Here is a 15,387-nt window from a genome sequence, read left to right as displayed (position 1 = left end):
GCAGCCTCCCCTCTCTCGTCACACGCGGTCCTGGGCGATCGGCATGTCGACGTCGCCCTTGATGAACTTCGTCGGGCCATCGGCGTTCGGGGTGATGTCGAAGTCGAAGATCTGCGTCGGCAGGAACAGGGTGGCGCAGGCGTTCGGCACGTCGACCACGCCGCTGATGTGGCCCTGCACCGGTGCGGTGCCGAGGATCGAGTAGGCCTGGGCGCCGGAATAGCCGAACTTCTTCAGATACTCGATGGCGTTGAGGCAAGCCTGCCGGTAGGCGACATGGACGTCCAGGTAATGCTGCTCGCCCGCCTCGTCGACCGAGATGCCCTCGAAGATCAGGTAGTCGTTGTAGGTCGGGACAATCGGGCTCGGCTTGAAGATCGGGTTCTTGATCCCGTACTTCGCCATGCCGTCCTTGATCAGGTTGACCTTGAGATGCGCCCAGCCGGCCATCTCGATGGCGCCGCAGAAGGTGATCTCGCCGTCGCCCTGGCTGAAGTGCAGGTCGCCCATCGACAGGCCGGCGCCCTTCACATAGACCGGGAAGTAGATGCGCGAGCCGCGCGACAGGTCCTTGATGTCGCAATTGCCGCCATGCTCGCGCGGCGGCACGGTGCGCGCACCCTCCGCCGCCGCCTTGTCGCGGGCTTCGCCCTTCAGCCGGCCCATGTGCGCGGTCGGCGCGTAGGGCGGGTTGGCGAGGCCGGGGACGCGGGTCGGGTTGGTGTCGATCAGCGCCTGCTCGCGCTTGTTCCACTTGGCCAGCAGGTCGTGCGACGGCAGGCAGCCGATCAGGCCGGGGTGGATCAGACCGGCGAAGCGCACGCCGGGGATGTGGCGCGACTTGGTGAACATGCCCTCGAAGTCCCAGATCGACTTCTGGGCCAACGGGAAATGCTCGGTCAGGAAGCCGCCGCCGTTCTGCTTGGAGAAGAAGCCGTTGAAGCCCCACTGCTGCTGCGGGAAGGCGCCGATGTCCAGCAGGTCGACGACCAACAGGTCGCCCGGCTCCGCCCCCTCGACCCCGACCGGGCCGGACAGGAAATGCACCTGGCTGAGATCGACGTCGCGCACGTCGGCGGCATCGTCGTCGTTTTTGATCTGGCCGCCGGTCCAGTCGTAGCATTCCAGGATGAAATCGTCGCCCGGCTTCACCGTCACCGCCATCGGGATGTCCGGATGCCAGCGGTTGTGGATCATGTCGTTCTCGTAAGGAGACTGCGACAGGTCGGCCTTGATCAGGGTGTCAGCCATGGTTTGCTCTTCCTTATTGGTGGACTGATGGGTGGCGAAGGGGTGGATGGGGTCTCAGGCCGCCAGTTCCCGGAAGCCGTCCGGGAAGGGGTTGGGCTCGATCAGGTCCCGGGTCTCGAAGACCACGTCGAACTGGCCGTCGCGCCGGGCGCGGCCGATGCGGGTCCGGGTCCACAGGTGATGGTTCTCGTGGATGCGCAGGGGACCGGCCGGCGCCCCGGCGAACTCGATGCCGGGCGAGGCGGCGATGACGCGCGCCACGTCGAAGCTGCCGGCCTTCTCGACCGCCAGCTTCCACAGCCAGGGGCCGAGATAGGCGTTGTGGGTGACGTCGCCGATGACGCTGTCCGCCCCCCACATCGCCTTGAAGACGGCGACGAAGGCGCGGTTGGCCGGCAGCTCCAGGCTCTGGAAATACTTGGCGCAGGTGAAGGCGCCGGCGATGTAGTCGCCGCCGATGCCCATCATCTCGTCCTCGGTGACGCTGTTGGTCATCAGGATCTGGCGGTCCAGCTCGATCCCGGCGGCCTTGAGCTGCTTGTAGAAGGCGACGTTCGAGCCGCCGACGACGATGGCGTAGACGACGTCGGGCTTGGCCGCCTTGATCCGCGCGACGATGCTCTCGAAACGGGTGTCACCGAGTTCGGCGTAGTCCTCGCCGACGACGCGGCAGCCCTTGGCCTCGATGTGGCGGCGCGCGATGGCGTTCGACGCGCGCGGCCAGATGTAGTCCGACCCGACGAGGAAGAAGCTCTTCGCCCCCTTCTCGCGCATCACCCAGTCCAGCCCGGCGAGGATCTGCTGGGTCGCCTCCTGCCCGGTGTAGATGACGTGGCGGGACTGCTCCAGCCCCTCGTAGAAGGTCGGGTAGTAGAGCAGGCCGTCGCGCTTCTCCAGCACCGGCAGCACCTCCTTGCGCGAGGCCGAGGTCCAGCAGCCGAAGATCGCCGCCACCTTGTCCTGCCCCAGCAGTTTGTCGGCGCGGGCGGCGAAGGTCGGCCAGTCGCTGGCGCCGTCCTCCTGCACGATCTCGATCCGCCGGCCCAGCACGCCGCCGGCCTCGTTGATCTGCTGGATCGCCAGCATCTCCGCCTGGATCGACCCGCCCTCGCTCAGCGCCATGGTGCCGGTGGCGGAATGGAGGATGCCGACCTTCACCGCCTCGTCGGTGACCGCGATGCCGCTCTTGTTCACCGCCGCGGTTGCCGGCGCGCCCGGCGCCAAGCCCTGGACGCGCCGCGCCGTGCCCGCCGCCATCAGGCGCCCGGCCACCGACGCGCGGCGGCGCAGTGCCGATTGCAGGCTGACCTCCGCCAGGAAGTTGTTGACCTCGCGGCTCAGCTCGTCGGCGTGGCCGGCGACCTGCGAGGCGGCGCCGAGCACCTGCCCGGCCGCCATACCGGTGTCGGATGCGGCGTCCGACACGCCGACGATGTTGGAGGCCACGCTCTCGGTGCCGCGCGCCGCTTCCTGGACATTGCGGGCGATCTCGCGGGTGGCGGCTCCCTGCTGCTCGACGGCGGCGGCGATGGCCGAGGCGATCTCGTTGATCTCGGCGATGGTGCCGGCGATGGCGCGGATGGCCTCGACCGCTTCGCCCGTCGCCGACTGGATGGCTCCGACCTGGGTGGCGATGTCCTCCGTCGCCTTGGCGGTCTGGTTGGCCAAGGTCTTGACCTCGCTGGCGACGACGGCGAAGCCCTTGCCGGCCTCCCCCGCCCGCGCCGCCTCGATGGTCGCGTTCAGCGCCAGCAGGTTGGTCTGCCCGGCGATTCCCTGGATCAGCCCGATCACCTGCCCGATCCGCGCCGCGCTGTCGGCGAGGCTCTGCACCACCGCGTCGGTGCGGCGGGTGTCGGCGACCGCCTTGCCGGCGATGGCCGCCGAGGAGGCGACCTGCCGCCCGATCTCCTGGATCGAGGCCGACAGCTCCTCGGTCGCCGTCGCCACGGTCTGCACGTTCATCGACGCCTGGGCCGAGGACTGCGACATCGCCGCCGACAGCCGGTTGCTGCGCTCGGCGGTGCCGCTCATCGCGGTGGCGGTGTCGGTCATCTCGCCGGCCGCCGAGGAGACGGTCTGCACCAGCCGGCCGACCTTGCCTTCGAAGTCGCGGGTCAGCGCCTCCAGCCGGGCGGCGCGCTCCTCGGTCGCCGTGCGCTCGGCGTCGCGCTGCGCCTCGTGGGCGGCGCGGGCCTCGGCGGCGGCGGCGATGCGGTCGAGCGCGGCGGCGAGGTCGCGTTGCGGATCGTTGCCCGCGCCCGCCGCGTCACCGGCCAGCGCGGCGGCCCGCTCGCCGAGCCGACGCAGCCCGGCTCCCTGGCGGTGGGCCAGCGCGGCGGCGGCGGCGGCCAACGCGGCCGAGAGGACGAGGCCGGCGGTCGGCACCGCGGGCGACCCGACCAGCGGAGTCGCCACGGCGGTCAGCAGGGCGACCACGGCCCCGGCGGTGGAGGCGGACTTGGCGGAAGTCATGGCGCTTCCTTCTGTGGTGGGAGGTGGGGTGCGGGAGGCGCTTGCCCCCACCCCGGCCCTCCCCCGCCTACGCAGGGGAGGGAGAACCAAGTCCCCTCCCCCGCCCAGCGGGGGAGGGTTAGGGTGGGGGCAATCCCCGCTAAGGGAGGGGGCAATCCCCGCCGCGACCTAGACCGAGAGCAGCCGCGCGACCTTCGCCTCGTCGACCTGGTCGCGGCTGTCCTCGTGGACGATCTCGCCGTTCTCGATCACCAGCACGCGGTCGGCGATGTCGAGCGCGAAGCTCAGCACCTGCTCCGACACGATGATGCTGAGGCCCTTCTCGTCGCGGATGCGGCGCAGGGTGCGGGCCATCTCGCGGATGATCGACGGCTGGATGCCCTCCGTCGGCTCGTCCAGCAGCAGCACCTTCGGCTTGGTGGCGAGCGCGCGGGCGATGGCGAGCTGCTGCTGCTGCCCGCCCGACAGGTTGCCGCCGCGCCGGCCCTTCATCTCGAGCAGCACCGGGAACAGCTCGTAGAGGTCGCCCGGCACGCTGCGCCCGCCATGGACGCTCAGCCCCGTCTCGATGTTCTCCTGCACGGTCATGGTCGGAAAGATCATGCGGCCCTGCGGGACATAGGCCACGCCCTTGGCCACCCGTTCGTAGCTCTTCAGCCCGGTGATCTCGTCGCCGCCGATGCGGACGGCGCCGGAACGCGTCGGCACGATCCCCATCAGCGACTTCATCAGGGTCGTCTTGCCCATGCCGTTGCGGCCCATGATGGCGACGATCTCGTTGGGCGCCACGGTGAAGTCCAGCCCGTGCAGGACCTCGCTCTCGCCGTAGGACACGCGGAGTTGATTGACGGACAGCATCTCTTGATCCCCCGCTGAATGGCCTGGATAGACTCAATGGCCCAGATAGACTTCGACGACCTTGGGATCGTTCTTCACCCGCTCCATGCTGCCTTCCGACAGGATCCTGCCCTGGTGCAGGACGGTGACGCGGTGGGCGATGTCCTCAACGAACTTCATGTCGTGCTCGATCACCAGCACCGAGCGGTTCTGGATGATGCGGTTCAGCAGTTCGGCGGTCTTCTTGCGCTCGTTCACGCTCATGCCGGCGACCGGCTCGTCGAGCATCAGCAGCTCGGGGTCCTGGATCAGCAGCATGCCGATCTCCAGCCATTGCTTCTGCCCGTGGCTGAGATACTCGGCGCGCTGGTCGAGATGGTCGGAGAGGAAGATCATCTCGGCGATCTCCGCCACCCGCTCGCGCACCGCGGCGTCGCGCTTGAAGGCGAGCGCGCCGAACACGCTGCGACCGCGGGGGTAGGAGATCTCCAGATTCTCGAACACCGTCAGGTCGTCGTAGATCGACGGGTTCTGGAACTTGCGCCCGACGCCGGCCGTGACGATCTGGTGCTCCTTCATCGCGGTCAGTTCCCGGTTGCGGAACTTGATGGAGCCGCCGGACGCCTTGGTCCGCCCGCAGATCAGGTCGAGCACCGTGGTCTTGCCGGCGCCGTTGGGGCCGATGATGACGTGGATCTCGTTGCTGTCGACGTAGAAGGACAGGTCGTTGACCGCCTTGAACCCGTCGAAGGACACGGTCAGCCCTTCGACCGCCAGCAGGTAATCGGTGTTGTTGGCCATGGTCCGTCCCTCCTCAGTCGGCGGCGGTGTGGGGCGGGATGATCGGCGCCGCGGCGGCCGGCATCTTGGCCCGGCCGACGATCGGGCGGCGCAGCCGCGGGGCGATGTATTGCTGATAGAGACCGGCCAGCCCGTTGGGGAACACCATCACAACCCCGATGAACAGGGTGCCCATGGCGAACAGCCACAGCTCCGGGAAGCTCTCCGACAGCATCGTCTTGGCCCAGTTGACCAGCAGCGTGCCGTAGACCGCGCCGAGCAGCGACAGCCGGCCGCCGACCGCGCAGTAGATGACCATCTCGATCGACGGCACGATGCCGACGAAGGACGGCGACATGAAGCCGACCTGCAGCGTGAACATCGCGCCGCCCACCGCCGACAGCGCCGCGGCGAAGCAGAAGACGAAGATCTTGAAGTTGGCGACGTCGTAGCCGGAGAAACGGACCCGGTCCTCCTTGTCGCGCAGCGCCACCAGGATGCGCCCGAGCTTGGAGCGGCGGACATACAGGCAGAGCAGGATGCAGCCGATCAGCAGCGCCGCGTTGACGAAGTAGAGCACCAGCTTCGCCTCGTCGGTGCGGATGTCCCAGCCCTTCAGCGTGCGCAGGTCGGTGATGCCGTTGATGCCGCCGGTGTAGCCCTGCTGGCCGACGATCAGGATGGTCAGGATGGCGGCGAAGGCTTGGGTGATGATGGCGAAATAGACGCCGCCGACCCGCCGCTTGAACATCGCCAGCCCGACGATGAAGGCGAGCAGCGCCGGAACCGCCACCACCGCGACGATGGAGAAGGTCAGGCTGTGGAACGGCTCCCAGAACCAGGGCAGCGCCGTCAGCTGGTTCCAGTCCATGAAGTCCGGGATGCCGGGGGTGGACTGGATCTTGGTCGCCTCGGGGCTGGAGGCCTCCAGCTTCAGGAACATCGCCATGCAGTAGCCGCCGATGCCGAAGAAGATGCCCTGCCCCAGCGACAGGATGCCGGCGCTGCCCCAGCACAGCACGAGGCCGAGCGCCACGAAGGCGTAGGTCAGGTACTTGCCGACCATGTTCAGCCGGAAGATGTCGAGCCCCAGCGGCAGCACGATCACCAGCAGGGCGGCCAGCAGCAGGATGCCGGCGACGTCACCGTCGATGCGCCCGAGAAGGCCGTTTTGAGGGTTGCGCGTCATGGTGAAGGACTCCTCAGCGGCGGACTTTGAGGACGAACAGGCCCTGCGGGCGCAGCATCAGGATCACGACGACGGTCAGCAGCGTCAGCACCTTGGCGGTCGAGCCGCTGAGGAAGAACTCCATCGTCGATTGGGCCTGGCTGATGGTGAAGGCCGACGCGATGGTGCCGATCAGGCTCTGGGCGCCGCCGAACACCACCACCAGGAAGGTGTCGACGATGTAGAGCTGGCCCGAGGTGGGACCGGTCGAGCCGACCATGGTGAAGGCGCTGCCCGCCACCCCGGCGATGCCGCAGCCGAGCCCGAAGGTGTAGCGGTCGACCTTCTCGGTGTTGATGCCGACGGCGCCGGCCATCGTGCGGTTCTGCATCACCGCCCGCACGCCCTGGCCCCAGCGCGAGCGGAACATCACGGCGTAGATGACGACGGTGATGGCCATGGTCAGGCCCATGACGAACAGGCCGTTGATCGGAACCTCGATGGTGTCGGTGACGGCGACCGAGCCCATCAGCCAGTCCGGCAGGACCACGCCGACCTCGCGCGCGCCGAAGACCGAGCGGAAAACCTGTTGCAGGATCAGGCTCAGCCCCCAGGTCGCCAGCAGCGTGTCGAGCGGGCGCCGGTAGAGGAAGCGGATCATCCCCCATTCCACCAGCATCCCCAGCGCCCCGCTGGCGAAGAAGGCCAGGATCATGGCGATGAAGAAATAGGCCGGAAACAGCGCCGGCACGGTGCTGGAGATGAAGTTCGAACAGAGGTAGGTCACGTAGGCGCCGAGGATCATGAACTCCCCGTGCGCCATGTTGATGACGCCCATCTGCCCGAAGATGATGGCGAGGCCCAGCGCCATCAGCACGAAAACGGAAAAGAGAATGAGCCCCGCGAATCCCTGCATGGCAAAGATCGACCCGAGCTCGGCCAGGCTGTAGCCCTCGAACATGATGGGAACTCCCGTCACACTTGCCCCCACCCCGGCCCTCCCCCGCTTTTGCAGGGGAGGGAGGCGGGAGCCTCGTCGCCGCTCTGGCTGAATCCCCTCCCCTGCGCAGCGGGGGAGGGTTAGGGAGGGGGCAACCGAAGCCGATGCCCCCGCCCCTTACTGGTAGCCCTTCGGGAACGGGTTCGGCTCGATCAGGTCCGCCGTCTCGTAGACGACGTCGAACTGGCCGTCCGGACGGGCGCGGCCGACGCGGGTCTTGCTCCACAGGTGATGGTTGCCGTGGACGCGGACATAGCCTTCCGGCGCGCCGGTGAACTCGATGCCCTCCGACGCGACGGCGATCTTGTCGATGTCGAAGCTCTGGGCCTTCTCCACCGTCAGCTTCCACAGCCAGGGGCCGAGATAGCCGGCCTGGGTCACGTCGCCGATGACGCTGTTGGCGCCCCACATCTTCTTGAAGGCGGCGACGAACTTCTCGTTGTTGGGATTCTGCAGCGACTGGAAGTACTTCATGCAAGCGTAGGCGCCGGCGATGTTCTCGCCGCCGATGCCGAGCATCTCGTCCTCGGTGACCGAGATGGTCATCAGCACCTGCTTGTTCAGGTCGATGCCCGCCGCCTTCATCTGCTTGTAGAAGGCAACGTTCGAGCCGCCGACCACCGAGGCGTAGATGACGTCCGGCTTGGTCAGCTTGATCTTGTTGATGACCGAGTTGAACTGGGTGTGGCCGAGCGGGAAATACTCCTCGCCCACCACCTTCTGGCCCTTCATCTCGATGTGCTTGCGGGCGATCTTGTTGGAGGTGCGCGGCCAGATGTAGTCGGAGCCGATGAGGAAGAAGCTCTTGGCGCCCTTCTCCTTCGTCACCCAGTCCAGCCCGGCGAGGATCTGCTGCGTCGCCTCCTGCCCGGTGTAGATGACGTTCTTCGACTGCTCCAGCCCTTCGTAGAAGGTCGGGTAGTAGAGCATGCCGTTGTACTGCTCGAACACCGGCAGCACCGCCTTGCGCGAGGCCGAGGTCCAGCAGCCGAACACCGCCGCCACCTTGTCCTCGACCAGAAGCTTGCGCGCCTTTTCGGCGAAGGTCGGCCAGTCGCTGGCGCCGTCCTCCTGGATCACCTCGATCTTGCGGCCGAGCACGCCGCCCATCTCGTTGATCTGGGCGATGGCCAGCTTTTCGGCCTGCACCGAGCCGGTCTCCGAGATCGCCATGGTGCCGGTGGTGGAATGCAGGATGCCGACCTTCACCGTGCTGTCGGTGACCGCCAGCTTCGTCGTGTTGACGGCGTCGGTCGGCAGCGCCTGGGCCAGCGCGCCGCGCGGCAGCAGCCCGACGGCCGGCAGCGCCGCCATGCCGAGGAGGAGCTTGCGGCGGAGCGGCGACGGCAGCCCGCCAACGGGCTTGCCCGCATCAAACTTGTCTGAGGACATGAAACCTCCTGATGTTCGCCGTTGTCGCCTTGCAACGGCGGCGCGCAACCGGGCGCGGCCGTCGGAAAGGCGGTGTTTTTTGGGGGGTGGGCGGAACGTTCCGCGTTAGGACAGCCCGATGGTTGGCCGAACAGTGCATCGCAGCAATACGTGGATTTGCGTATAGGGGTGCCGATCGGCAAATCGTTATAAAATCGCGGGAGGCTGCAACCGCCCAAGCAGCCGCAACCACCCGGAAGCGAGTGGAACAGTTGCCTTCACTCGCAAGAAACGACGTGATTCAACTCTGTTGTCTGGCCGTTCTGTTCCTGACAGACTGGCGGGAACGCAGGCTTTATTAGCGAAAATGCCTGGAAACAGGCCCAAGAAACAATCAGTAATACAAACATATCCTCAGGAGGGTGAATGGGGCCGATGGCGGGGCGCCAGAGGGTGGTCGCGATCCGGCGGACCTATAACCGGTGGGTCGCCAACCAGACGCTGGAGGATTACGCGCTGCGCTTCACCGCGCGGAAGGCGCGGCGGTGGTCACCGTTGCGGGTCGCCAACACGGCCCTCGGCTCGATCTCCTTCCTGGCGCTGGAGGCCATCGGCGGGGCGATCACGCTGAGCTACGGATTCACCAACGCGGCCCTCGCCATCCTGGCCGCCGCCGTCCTGATCTTCGCCAGCGCCCTGCCCATCAGCTACTACGCCAGCCGCTATGGCGTGGACATGGACCTGCTGACGCGCGGTGCCGGCTTCGGCTACATCGGCTCGACCATCACGTCGCTGATCTACGCCTCCTTCACCTTCATCTTCTTCGCCATCGAGGCGGCGATCATGGCGACGGCGTTGGAGATGGTCTTCGGCCTGCCGCTGGCCGCCGGCTACGTCGTCAGCTCGCTTCTGGTCATCCCGCTGGTTGCCTACGGCTTCACCGTCATCAGCCGCCTCCAGCTGTGGACCCAGCCGCTGTGGCTGGCGCTGCACGCCCTGCCCTTCCTGTTCATCGCCGTCCAGGACCGCGAGGCCTTCAGCGCCTGGACCAGCTTCACCGGTCAGGCGGCCGACGCGGGCGGCGCCTTCGACCTGATGCTGTTCGGCGCCGCGGCGTCGGTGGTGTTCTCGCTGCTGGCGCAGATCGGCGAGCAGGTGGACTTCATCCGCTTCCTGCCCTACGACCCCGCCGCCACCGGCGCCAAGCGGCTGCGCTGGTGGGCGGCGCTGGTCGCCGCCGGGCCGGGCTGGATCGTCATCGGCACGATCAAGCTGTTGCTCGGCTCCTTCCTGGTGGTGCTGGCGCTGCAGAACGCCGTGCCGCTGGAGATGGCGGCGGAGCCGACGCAAATGTACCTCGTCGCCTTCCAGTACGTGACGCCGTCGCCGCAGCTCGCCCTCGGCCTGACCGGCCTGTTCGTCGTGCTGTCGCAGCTCAAGATCAACGTCACCAACACCTACGCCGGCTCCATCGCCTGGTCGAACTTCTTCTCCCGCCTGACCCACAGCCATCCCGGCCGGGTGGTGTGGGTGGTGTTCAACGTCGTCATCGGCCTGATGCTGATGGAGCTGGGCATCTATAAGACGCTGGAGCCGGTGCTCGGGCTCTATTCCAGCGTCGCCGCCTCCTGGATCGGCGCGCTGGTCGCCGATCTGGTGGTGAACAAGCCGCTGGGCCTCAGCCCGCGCCACGTCGAGTTCAAGCGCGCCCACCTCTACGACATCAACCCGGTGGGCGTCGGCGCCATGCTGCTGGCGACGGTGCTGTCGATGCTGGCCTTCCTCGACGCGCTGGGGCCGACGCTGAAGGTCTGCGCGCCCTTCCTCGCCTTCGGCACGGCCTTCGTCGCGGCCCCGGCCATCGCCTGGGCGACCCGCGGCGGCACCTACATCGCGCGCCGCCCCTTCGACGACTGGAACGGCGAGGAGGCGATCCGCTGCTGCATCTGCCAGCACGCCTTCGAACCGGAGGACATGGCCCACTGCCCGGTCTATGCGGGGGCGATCTGCTCGCTCTGCTGCTCGCTGGACGCCCGCTGCGGCGACGGCTGCAAGACCGACGCGCGTCTGGGCGTGCAGCTGCGCCGCGCGCTGGACGCCGTGCTGCCGCCGCGGGCGGCGACGGCGCTGAAGGCGCGGCTCGGCCATTATCTGGGCGTCCTGCTGATGCTGGCGCTGGCGGTCGGCGCGGTGCTGTCGCTGGTCTATGTCGAGGTCGCCTCGGTCAACGCCGAGGCGCAGGCGCTGATCGGCAGCACGCTGTGGAAGGTCTTCTTCATCCTGATGATCGTCGCCGGCGTCGCTACCTGGCTGTTCGTCCTGGCGCGCGAGAGCCGCAAGGTGGCGCAGGAGGAGACGCAGAAGCAGACCGCCCTGCTGATCCGGGAGATCGAGGCCCACGAGCGCACCGACGCCCAGCTCCAGAAGGCCAAGGAGGCGGCGGAGGCGGCCAACCTCGCCAAGAGCCGTTATCTGGTCGGCATCGGCCACGAGTTCCGCACGCCGCTCAGCGCCATCTTCGGCTATGCGCAAATCCTGGAGCGCGACCCCGCAATGCCGCCGCACCGGGTCGACGCCGTCCGCGTCATCCGGCGCAGCGCCGAGCATCTGGCCGGCCTGCTCGACGGGCTGCTCGACGTGTCGAAGATCGAGAGCGGCCGGCTGCAGCTGAACCGCGGGGAGGTGCGCTTCGGCGACCTGCTCGACCAGCTCGTCGGCATGTTCCACCTGCAGGCGGAAGCCAAGGGCATCGCCTTCCGCTTCGACGCGCCGGAGGACCTGCCCCCGGTCGTCTTCACCGACGAGGGGCGCATCCGCCAGATCCTCATCAACCTGCTGTCCAACGCCATCAAGTTCACCGATTCCGGCTCGGTCTGCCTGCGCGTGCGCCACCGCAGCCAGATCGCCGAGTTCGAGGTGGAGGACACCGGACCCGGCATCGCCGAAGCCGACCGCGAGCGCATCTTCGAACCGTTCGAGCGCGGGTCGGCCGCCAACCCGATGGTGCCCGGCATGGGCCTCGGCCTGACCATCACCAAGCTGCTGACCGAGGTGATGGGCGGCGAGATCACCGTGACCAGCACGCCCGGCAAGGGCAGCCTGTTCCGGGTGCGGCTGATGATGTCGGCGGCGATGCTGTCCACCACCGCCAGCCAGCCCGACCACCCGATCCGCGGCTATCGCGGCCCGCGTCTGACCGTGCTGGTCACCGACGACGACCTCGCCCACCGCAACCTGCTGGCCGATCTGCTGGCGGAGCTGGGCTTCACCGTGTTCAAGGCGACCGACGGGCCGACCTGCCTCGCCATGGCGGAGTTGCACCGGCCGGACATCCTGCTGCTCGACATCTCCATGCCCGGCATGAACGGGCTGGAGGTGGCGCGGCGGCTGCGCGCCACCGGCCACGGCGACACCACCATCATTCTCGTGTCCGCCGACACACGGGAGGACCGCTCCGGCGCCGACGGCGATCAGCCCCACGACGGGTTCGCCGCCAAGCCGGTGTCCATCTCGAAGCTGCTGGCCTGCATCGGCCGGCTGCGCGGCATCGAATGGGAGTACGAGGCGCCGGCCGACACCGACGCCGGGCCGCCGGTCTTCGCCGCGGCGGAGTTGCCGCCGCAGCACCACATTGCCGAACTGATCCATCTCGGCCGCATCGGCTACGTGCGCGGCATGCAAGCCAAGCTCGCCGAGATCGCCGCTGCCCATCCGGAGCTGGAGCGCTTCGTCGGCCGCATGCGCACGCTCGTCAGCAATTACGACCTCAACCAGTATATGGCCGCGCTGGAGGCGGTGTACCGCGATGACAGCCATGACAAGCCCTGCCCCGCCAAGCCCCGCCATGACAAACCCCGCCATGACGAGTCCAGCCATGACGATGAAACCCGTAACCAGACCGCGTGATGTCGTCCTCGTCGTCGATGACTCGCCCGAAGCCCTCAGCTTCCTGACCGACGCGCTGGAAGAGGCCGGGGTAACCGTCCTGGTGGCGCTGGACGGCCGCAAGGCGCTGGCCCTGCTGGAGCAGGTGACCCCCGACGTGATCCTGATGGACGCCATCATGCCTGGGCTGGACGGCTTCGAAACCTGCCGTCACCTCAAGCGCAGCAGCCAGGTCGCCCATGTCCCAGTCATCTTCATGACCGGCCTGACCGAGACGGAGCACATCCTGAAGGGCTTCGCCGCCGGCGGGGTCGATTACGTCACCAAGCCCATCGTCGCCGAGACCCTGATCGCCCGCATGTACGCCCATCTCGCCAACGCCCGCGTCGCTCAGAGCACGCGGGCGGCGCTGGACGTCACCGGCCGCACCCTGCTCGCCGCCAACCACCGGGGCGAGGTGCTGTGGTGCACGCCGCAGACCACCCGCATGCTGGAGGCGGCCTTCGGCACCGCCGGTGGGGACGGCGTCTCGACCGGCGTTTCTTTGCCGGAGGAGGCGCGACGCTGGCTGGCCGACCGTCAGGCCGGCGGCCATGGGCGCAAGCCCGACAGCGTGGTGATCGCCACCGGCGCGGACGGCCGCCGTCTGCGCCTCAGCCCGGTCGGCCAGACCGGTCCCGACGAAATCCTCCTTCAACTGGCCGAGGAAACGGGCGCCGGCGAGGACACGCGGCTGAAGGACAAGCTGTCCCTGACCCCGCGCGAGGCGGAGGTGCTGATGTGGGTCGCCAACGGCAAGCCCAACCGGGACATCGCCGAAATCCTCGGCCTCAGCCCGCGCACCGTCGACAAGCATCTGGAGCAGATCTATGCGAAGCTTGGCGTCGAGAACCGCGCCGCCGCCGCCGCGATGGCGGTGCGGGCGCTGAACGACCGCTAAAATCCCGCAGGTTCAGCCGGTCAGCCGGACATAGACGGCCGGCAGGATCTCGGGCAGCCGCTCCACCCGGTCGACCGGCAGCACGTTGCGCCGGCCGAAGATGCGGTGGTGCGTTCGCGGATCGCCGCCCAGCGCCACGCAGACCACGTCGATGCCGCGCCCGGCCAGCTCCCGCACCGCCTTGCGGGCGTCCTCGACCAGATGGCGCGGGTCGGGGCAGTCGATGTCGGACGGCTCGCCGTCGGTGACCAGAAGCAGCAGGCGGCGCAGCGTCGGCTGGGTGGCGAGCGTCGCGCCGGCGTGGCGGATCGCCGCCCCCATCCGCGTCGACCAGCGCCCGTCCAGCCCGGCGAGGCGCCCGCGCGCCGCCGCGTCGTAGGCGTCGTCGAAGCGCTTGACCGGCAGCCAGTGCACGGCCTCCCGCCCGTCGGAACGGAAGGCGGCCAGGGCGAAGCGGTCGCCGACCGCGGCCAGCGCACCGGCCAACAGGTCGGCCGACCGGCGTTCGAGGTCCAGCACCGTGCCGTCCCCCGCCGGATCGTTGGTGGACTGCGAGGCGTCGAGCAGCAGCAGGACCGACAGGTCGCGACCCCGCCGCCGCACCCGCCGGTAGACCCGCAGGTCCGGGACGTGGCCATGGCGCCGGGCCGCGCTCGCCGCGATGCAGGCGTCGAGGTCGAGGGCGTCGCCCTCGCGCTGCCGCCGCAGACGCTCTGGCCGCGCCACCACCGCGTGACGGACCAAAGCGCGGACACGCTGGGCGAGCCGGGCATCGGCGGGCGTGCTCAGCGGCGGTGCATGCTCCGGGACGGCCTCGATCACCTGGACGAAGTCGGGCCGGTGCAGGCCGATGCGGTGGTCCCACTCCGGGTGGCGCGCCACCGGCCGCAGCGCGGTGTTTTCGGCAACGGCGAGTGGGGGCGGCGACGGGGAGCCCTGCGGCGGTCCGGTCCGGCGGGTCCCTTCGCCCTCCATCGGTTCCGGCCGAACCGCCTCCAGCGGGTCGTCGGTGTCGCGCGGCGGTTCCGGCGGGGTGTCGTGGAGCCAGAGGCCGCCGTTGTCGTCGCGGTAGGCGGGATCGACGCGGTGCCCCCGGGCGTTGATCTGGACCCGCGTCTTGCCGAGGTCGCCGGCGAGATCGCCGCCGAGCCGCAGGCTGAACTCCGGATCGTCCCACCGCTCCGGCCGTTCGAAGAACAGGCGCTGCCCCTTGTCGACCCAGGCGTTGCCGTCCCGGTATCCGGCGTCGAACAGGGCGCGCGCCAGCCGTTCCAGCAGGTCCGCCGCCATCAGCGACGGCGAGGGTTCGACGCGGTGGAACGGCGCCCACAACCGCCGCAGGCCGGGAAGGCGCCGCATCGCCAGATGCTCGACCCGCGCGTCCTCGACCAGCGAGACGACGATGATCAGCAGCGGCTTCAGCCCCTTGGCCGGCCAGGGGCGCGAGAACATGCGGTGCGCCCCGACATGCGCCAGCGCCGCCCGGTAAAGGTCCAGGGACGGCCATACCACAGGCAGCCGGACGAGGTCGGCGTCGAAACGGGGCCGCAACGCCGCCGGATCGCCCTCCCCGACCAGGGGCCGCAAGGGCGGATCGACTCCCCACAGCGCCGTCCCGTAGGCCCTCAGCCGGCGTTCGACATCGGCCAGGGTGATGTTTCCGTCAACACCGTCCATCGC

General features: G+C 68.7%; 10 protein-coding genes and 1 pseudogene. 2 read left to right on the top strand and 9 right to left on the bottom strand.

Translation table 11 applies throughout. From position 1 onward, the window contains the following. Positions 1–18 precede the first annotated feature (18 nt). From fmdA to urtA (FHW79_RS08070), 8 genes and pseudogenes are all read right to left on the bottom strand, one after another. The gene (gene fmdA, locus FHW79_RS08100) at positions 19–1,251 is read right to left on the bottom strand and encodes a formamidase (protein WP_094302374.1); all 1,233 of its coding nucleotides are present in this window, start codon (positions 1,249–1,251) and stop codon (positions 19–21) included. A 54-nt stretch (positions 1,252–1,305) separates the two neighbouring features. Then, positions 1,306–2,508 (bottom strand): urea ABC transporter substrate-binding protein, encoded by a 1,203-nt coding sequence (urtA, locus tag FHW79_RS32365; RefSeq protein ID WP_211108188.1) that lies wholly within the window; start codon positions 2,506–2,508, stop codon positions 1,306–1,308. Between the two features lie 165 nt (positions 2,509–2,673). After that, positions 2,674–3,216: pseudogene (locus tag FHW79_RS32580) on the bottom strand (methyl-accepting chemotaxis protein); the annotation flags it as partial. A gap of 678 nt (positions 3,217–3,894) precedes the next feature. Further along, positions 3,895–4,584, bottom strand: a complete 690-nt coding sequence (gene urtE / locus FHW79_RS08090) for an urea ABC transporter ATP-binding subunit UrtE (protein WP_145671610.1) — start codon at positions 4,582–4,584, stop codon at positions 3,895–3,897. Between the two features lie 33 nt (positions 4,585–4,617). Next, positions 4,618–5,364: an urea ABC transporter ATP-binding protein UrtD gene (gene urtD, locus FHW79_RS08085; protein ID WP_183178438.1), complete on the bottom strand. Its 747-nt coding sequence runs from the start codon at positions 5,362–5,364 to the stop codon at positions 4,618–4,620. 13 nt (positions 5,365–5,377) lie between these two features. Then, positions 5,378–6,532, bottom strand: a complete 1,155-nt coding sequence (gene urtC, locus FHW79_RS08080; protein ID WP_183178437.1) for an urea ABC transporter permease subunit UrtC — start codon at positions 6,530–6,532, stop codon at positions 5,378–5,380. 13 nt (positions 6,533–6,545) lie between these two features. Next, positions 6,546–7,472, bottom strand: a complete 927-nt coding sequence (gene urtB / locus FHW79_RS08075) for an urea ABC transporter permease subunit UrtB (protein WP_183178436.1) — start codon at positions 7,470–7,472, stop codon at positions 6,546–6,548. 156 nt (positions 7,473–7,628) lie between these two features. Continuing rightward, complete coding sequence (gene urtA, locus FHW79_RS08070; RefSeq protein ID WP_183178435.1) at positions 7,629–8,903, bottom strand: urea ABC transporter substrate-binding protein; 1,275 nt, start codon at positions 8,901–8,903, stop codon at positions 7,629–7,631. A 405-nt stretch (positions 8,904–9,308) separates the two neighbouring features. Between urtA (FHW79_RS08070) and FHW79_RS08065 the strand changes: the two genes are divergently transcribed. Together FHW79_RS08065 and FHW79_RS08060 are read left to right on the top strand one after the other, a co-directional pair. After that, positions 9,309–12,788: an ATP-binding protein gene (locus FHW79_RS08065; protein ID WP_247884232.1), complete on the top strand. Its 3,480-nt coding sequence runs from the start codon at positions 9,309–9,311 to the stop codon at positions 12,786–12,788. Further along, positions 12,757–13,707 carry a response regulator transcription factor gene (locus tag FHW79_RS08060; protein WP_247884231.1) on the top strand — a complete coding sequence of 317 codons (951 nt, stop codon included), beginning with the start codon at positions 12,757–12,759 and terminating at the stop codon, positions 13,705–13,707. Before FHW79_RS08065 ends, FHW79_RS08060 begins: the two co-directional genes overlap by 32 nt. Before the next feature lie 12 nt (positions 13,708–13,719). On the opposite strand, the gene FHW79_RS08055 is transcribed toward FHW79_RS08060, so the two are convergent. Next, positions 13,720–15,384, bottom strand: a complete 1,665-nt coding sequence (locus FHW79_RS08055) for a VWA domain-containing protein (protein ID WP_183178434.1) — start codon at positions 15,382–15,384, stop codon at positions 13,720–13,722. Positions 15,385–15,387: the final 3 nt, after the last annotated feature.

This window comes from Azospirillum sp. OGB3 (assembly GCF_014192915.1).
Classification (GTDB): Bacteria; Pseudomonadota; Alphaproteobacteria; order Azospirillales; family Azospirillaceae; genus Azospirillum.
The sequence above is the reverse complement of the archived record's forward strand: the minus strand, read 5'-3'. Positions and strand labels throughout refer to the sequence as shown.

What these genes read in the sequence shown, in the direction of transcription:
- FHW79_RS08065 (WP_247884232.1), top strand. Translation starts at nt 9,309, where the DNA reads ATGGGGCCGATGGCGGGGCGCCAGAGGGTGGTCGCGATCCGGCGGACC.
- fmdA (WP_094302374.1), bottom strand. Translation starts at nt 1,251, where the DNA reads ATGGCTGACACCCTGATCAAGGCCGACCTGTCGCAGTCTCCTTACGAG.
- urtC (WP_183178437.1), bottom strand. Translation starts at nt 6,532, where the DNA reads ATGACGCGCAACCCTCAAAACGGCCTTCTCGGGCGCATCGACGGTGAC.
- FHW79_RS08055 (WP_183178434.1), bottom strand. Translation starts at nt 15,384, where the DNA reads ATGGACGGTGTTGACGGAAACATCACCCTGGCCGATGTCGAACGCCGG.
- FHW79_RS08060 (WP_247884231.1), top strand. Translation starts at nt 12,757, where the DNA reads ATGACGATGAAACCCGTAACCAGACCGCGTGATGTCGTCCTCGTCGTC.
- urtE (WP_145671610.1), bottom strand. Translation starts at nt 4,584, where the DNA reads ATGCTGTCCGTCAATCAACTCCGCGTGTCCTACGGCGAGAGCGAGGTC.
- urtD (WP_183178438.1), bottom strand. Translation starts at nt 5,364, where the DNA reads ATGGCCAACAACACCGATTACCTGCTGGCGGTCGAAGGGCTGACCGTG.
- urtA (WP_211108188.1), bottom strand. Translation starts at nt 2,508, where the DNA reads ATGGCGGCGGGCACGGCGCGGCGCGTCCAGGGCTTGGCGCCGGGCGCG.
- urtA (WP_183178435.1), bottom strand. Translation starts at nt 8,903, where the DNA reads ATGTCCTCAGACAAGTTTGATGCGGGCAAGCCCGTTGGCGGGCTGCCG.
- urtB (WP_183178436.1), bottom strand. Translation starts at nt 7,472, where the DNA reads ATGTTCGAGGGCTACAGCCTGGCCGAGCTCGGGTCGATCTTTGCCATG.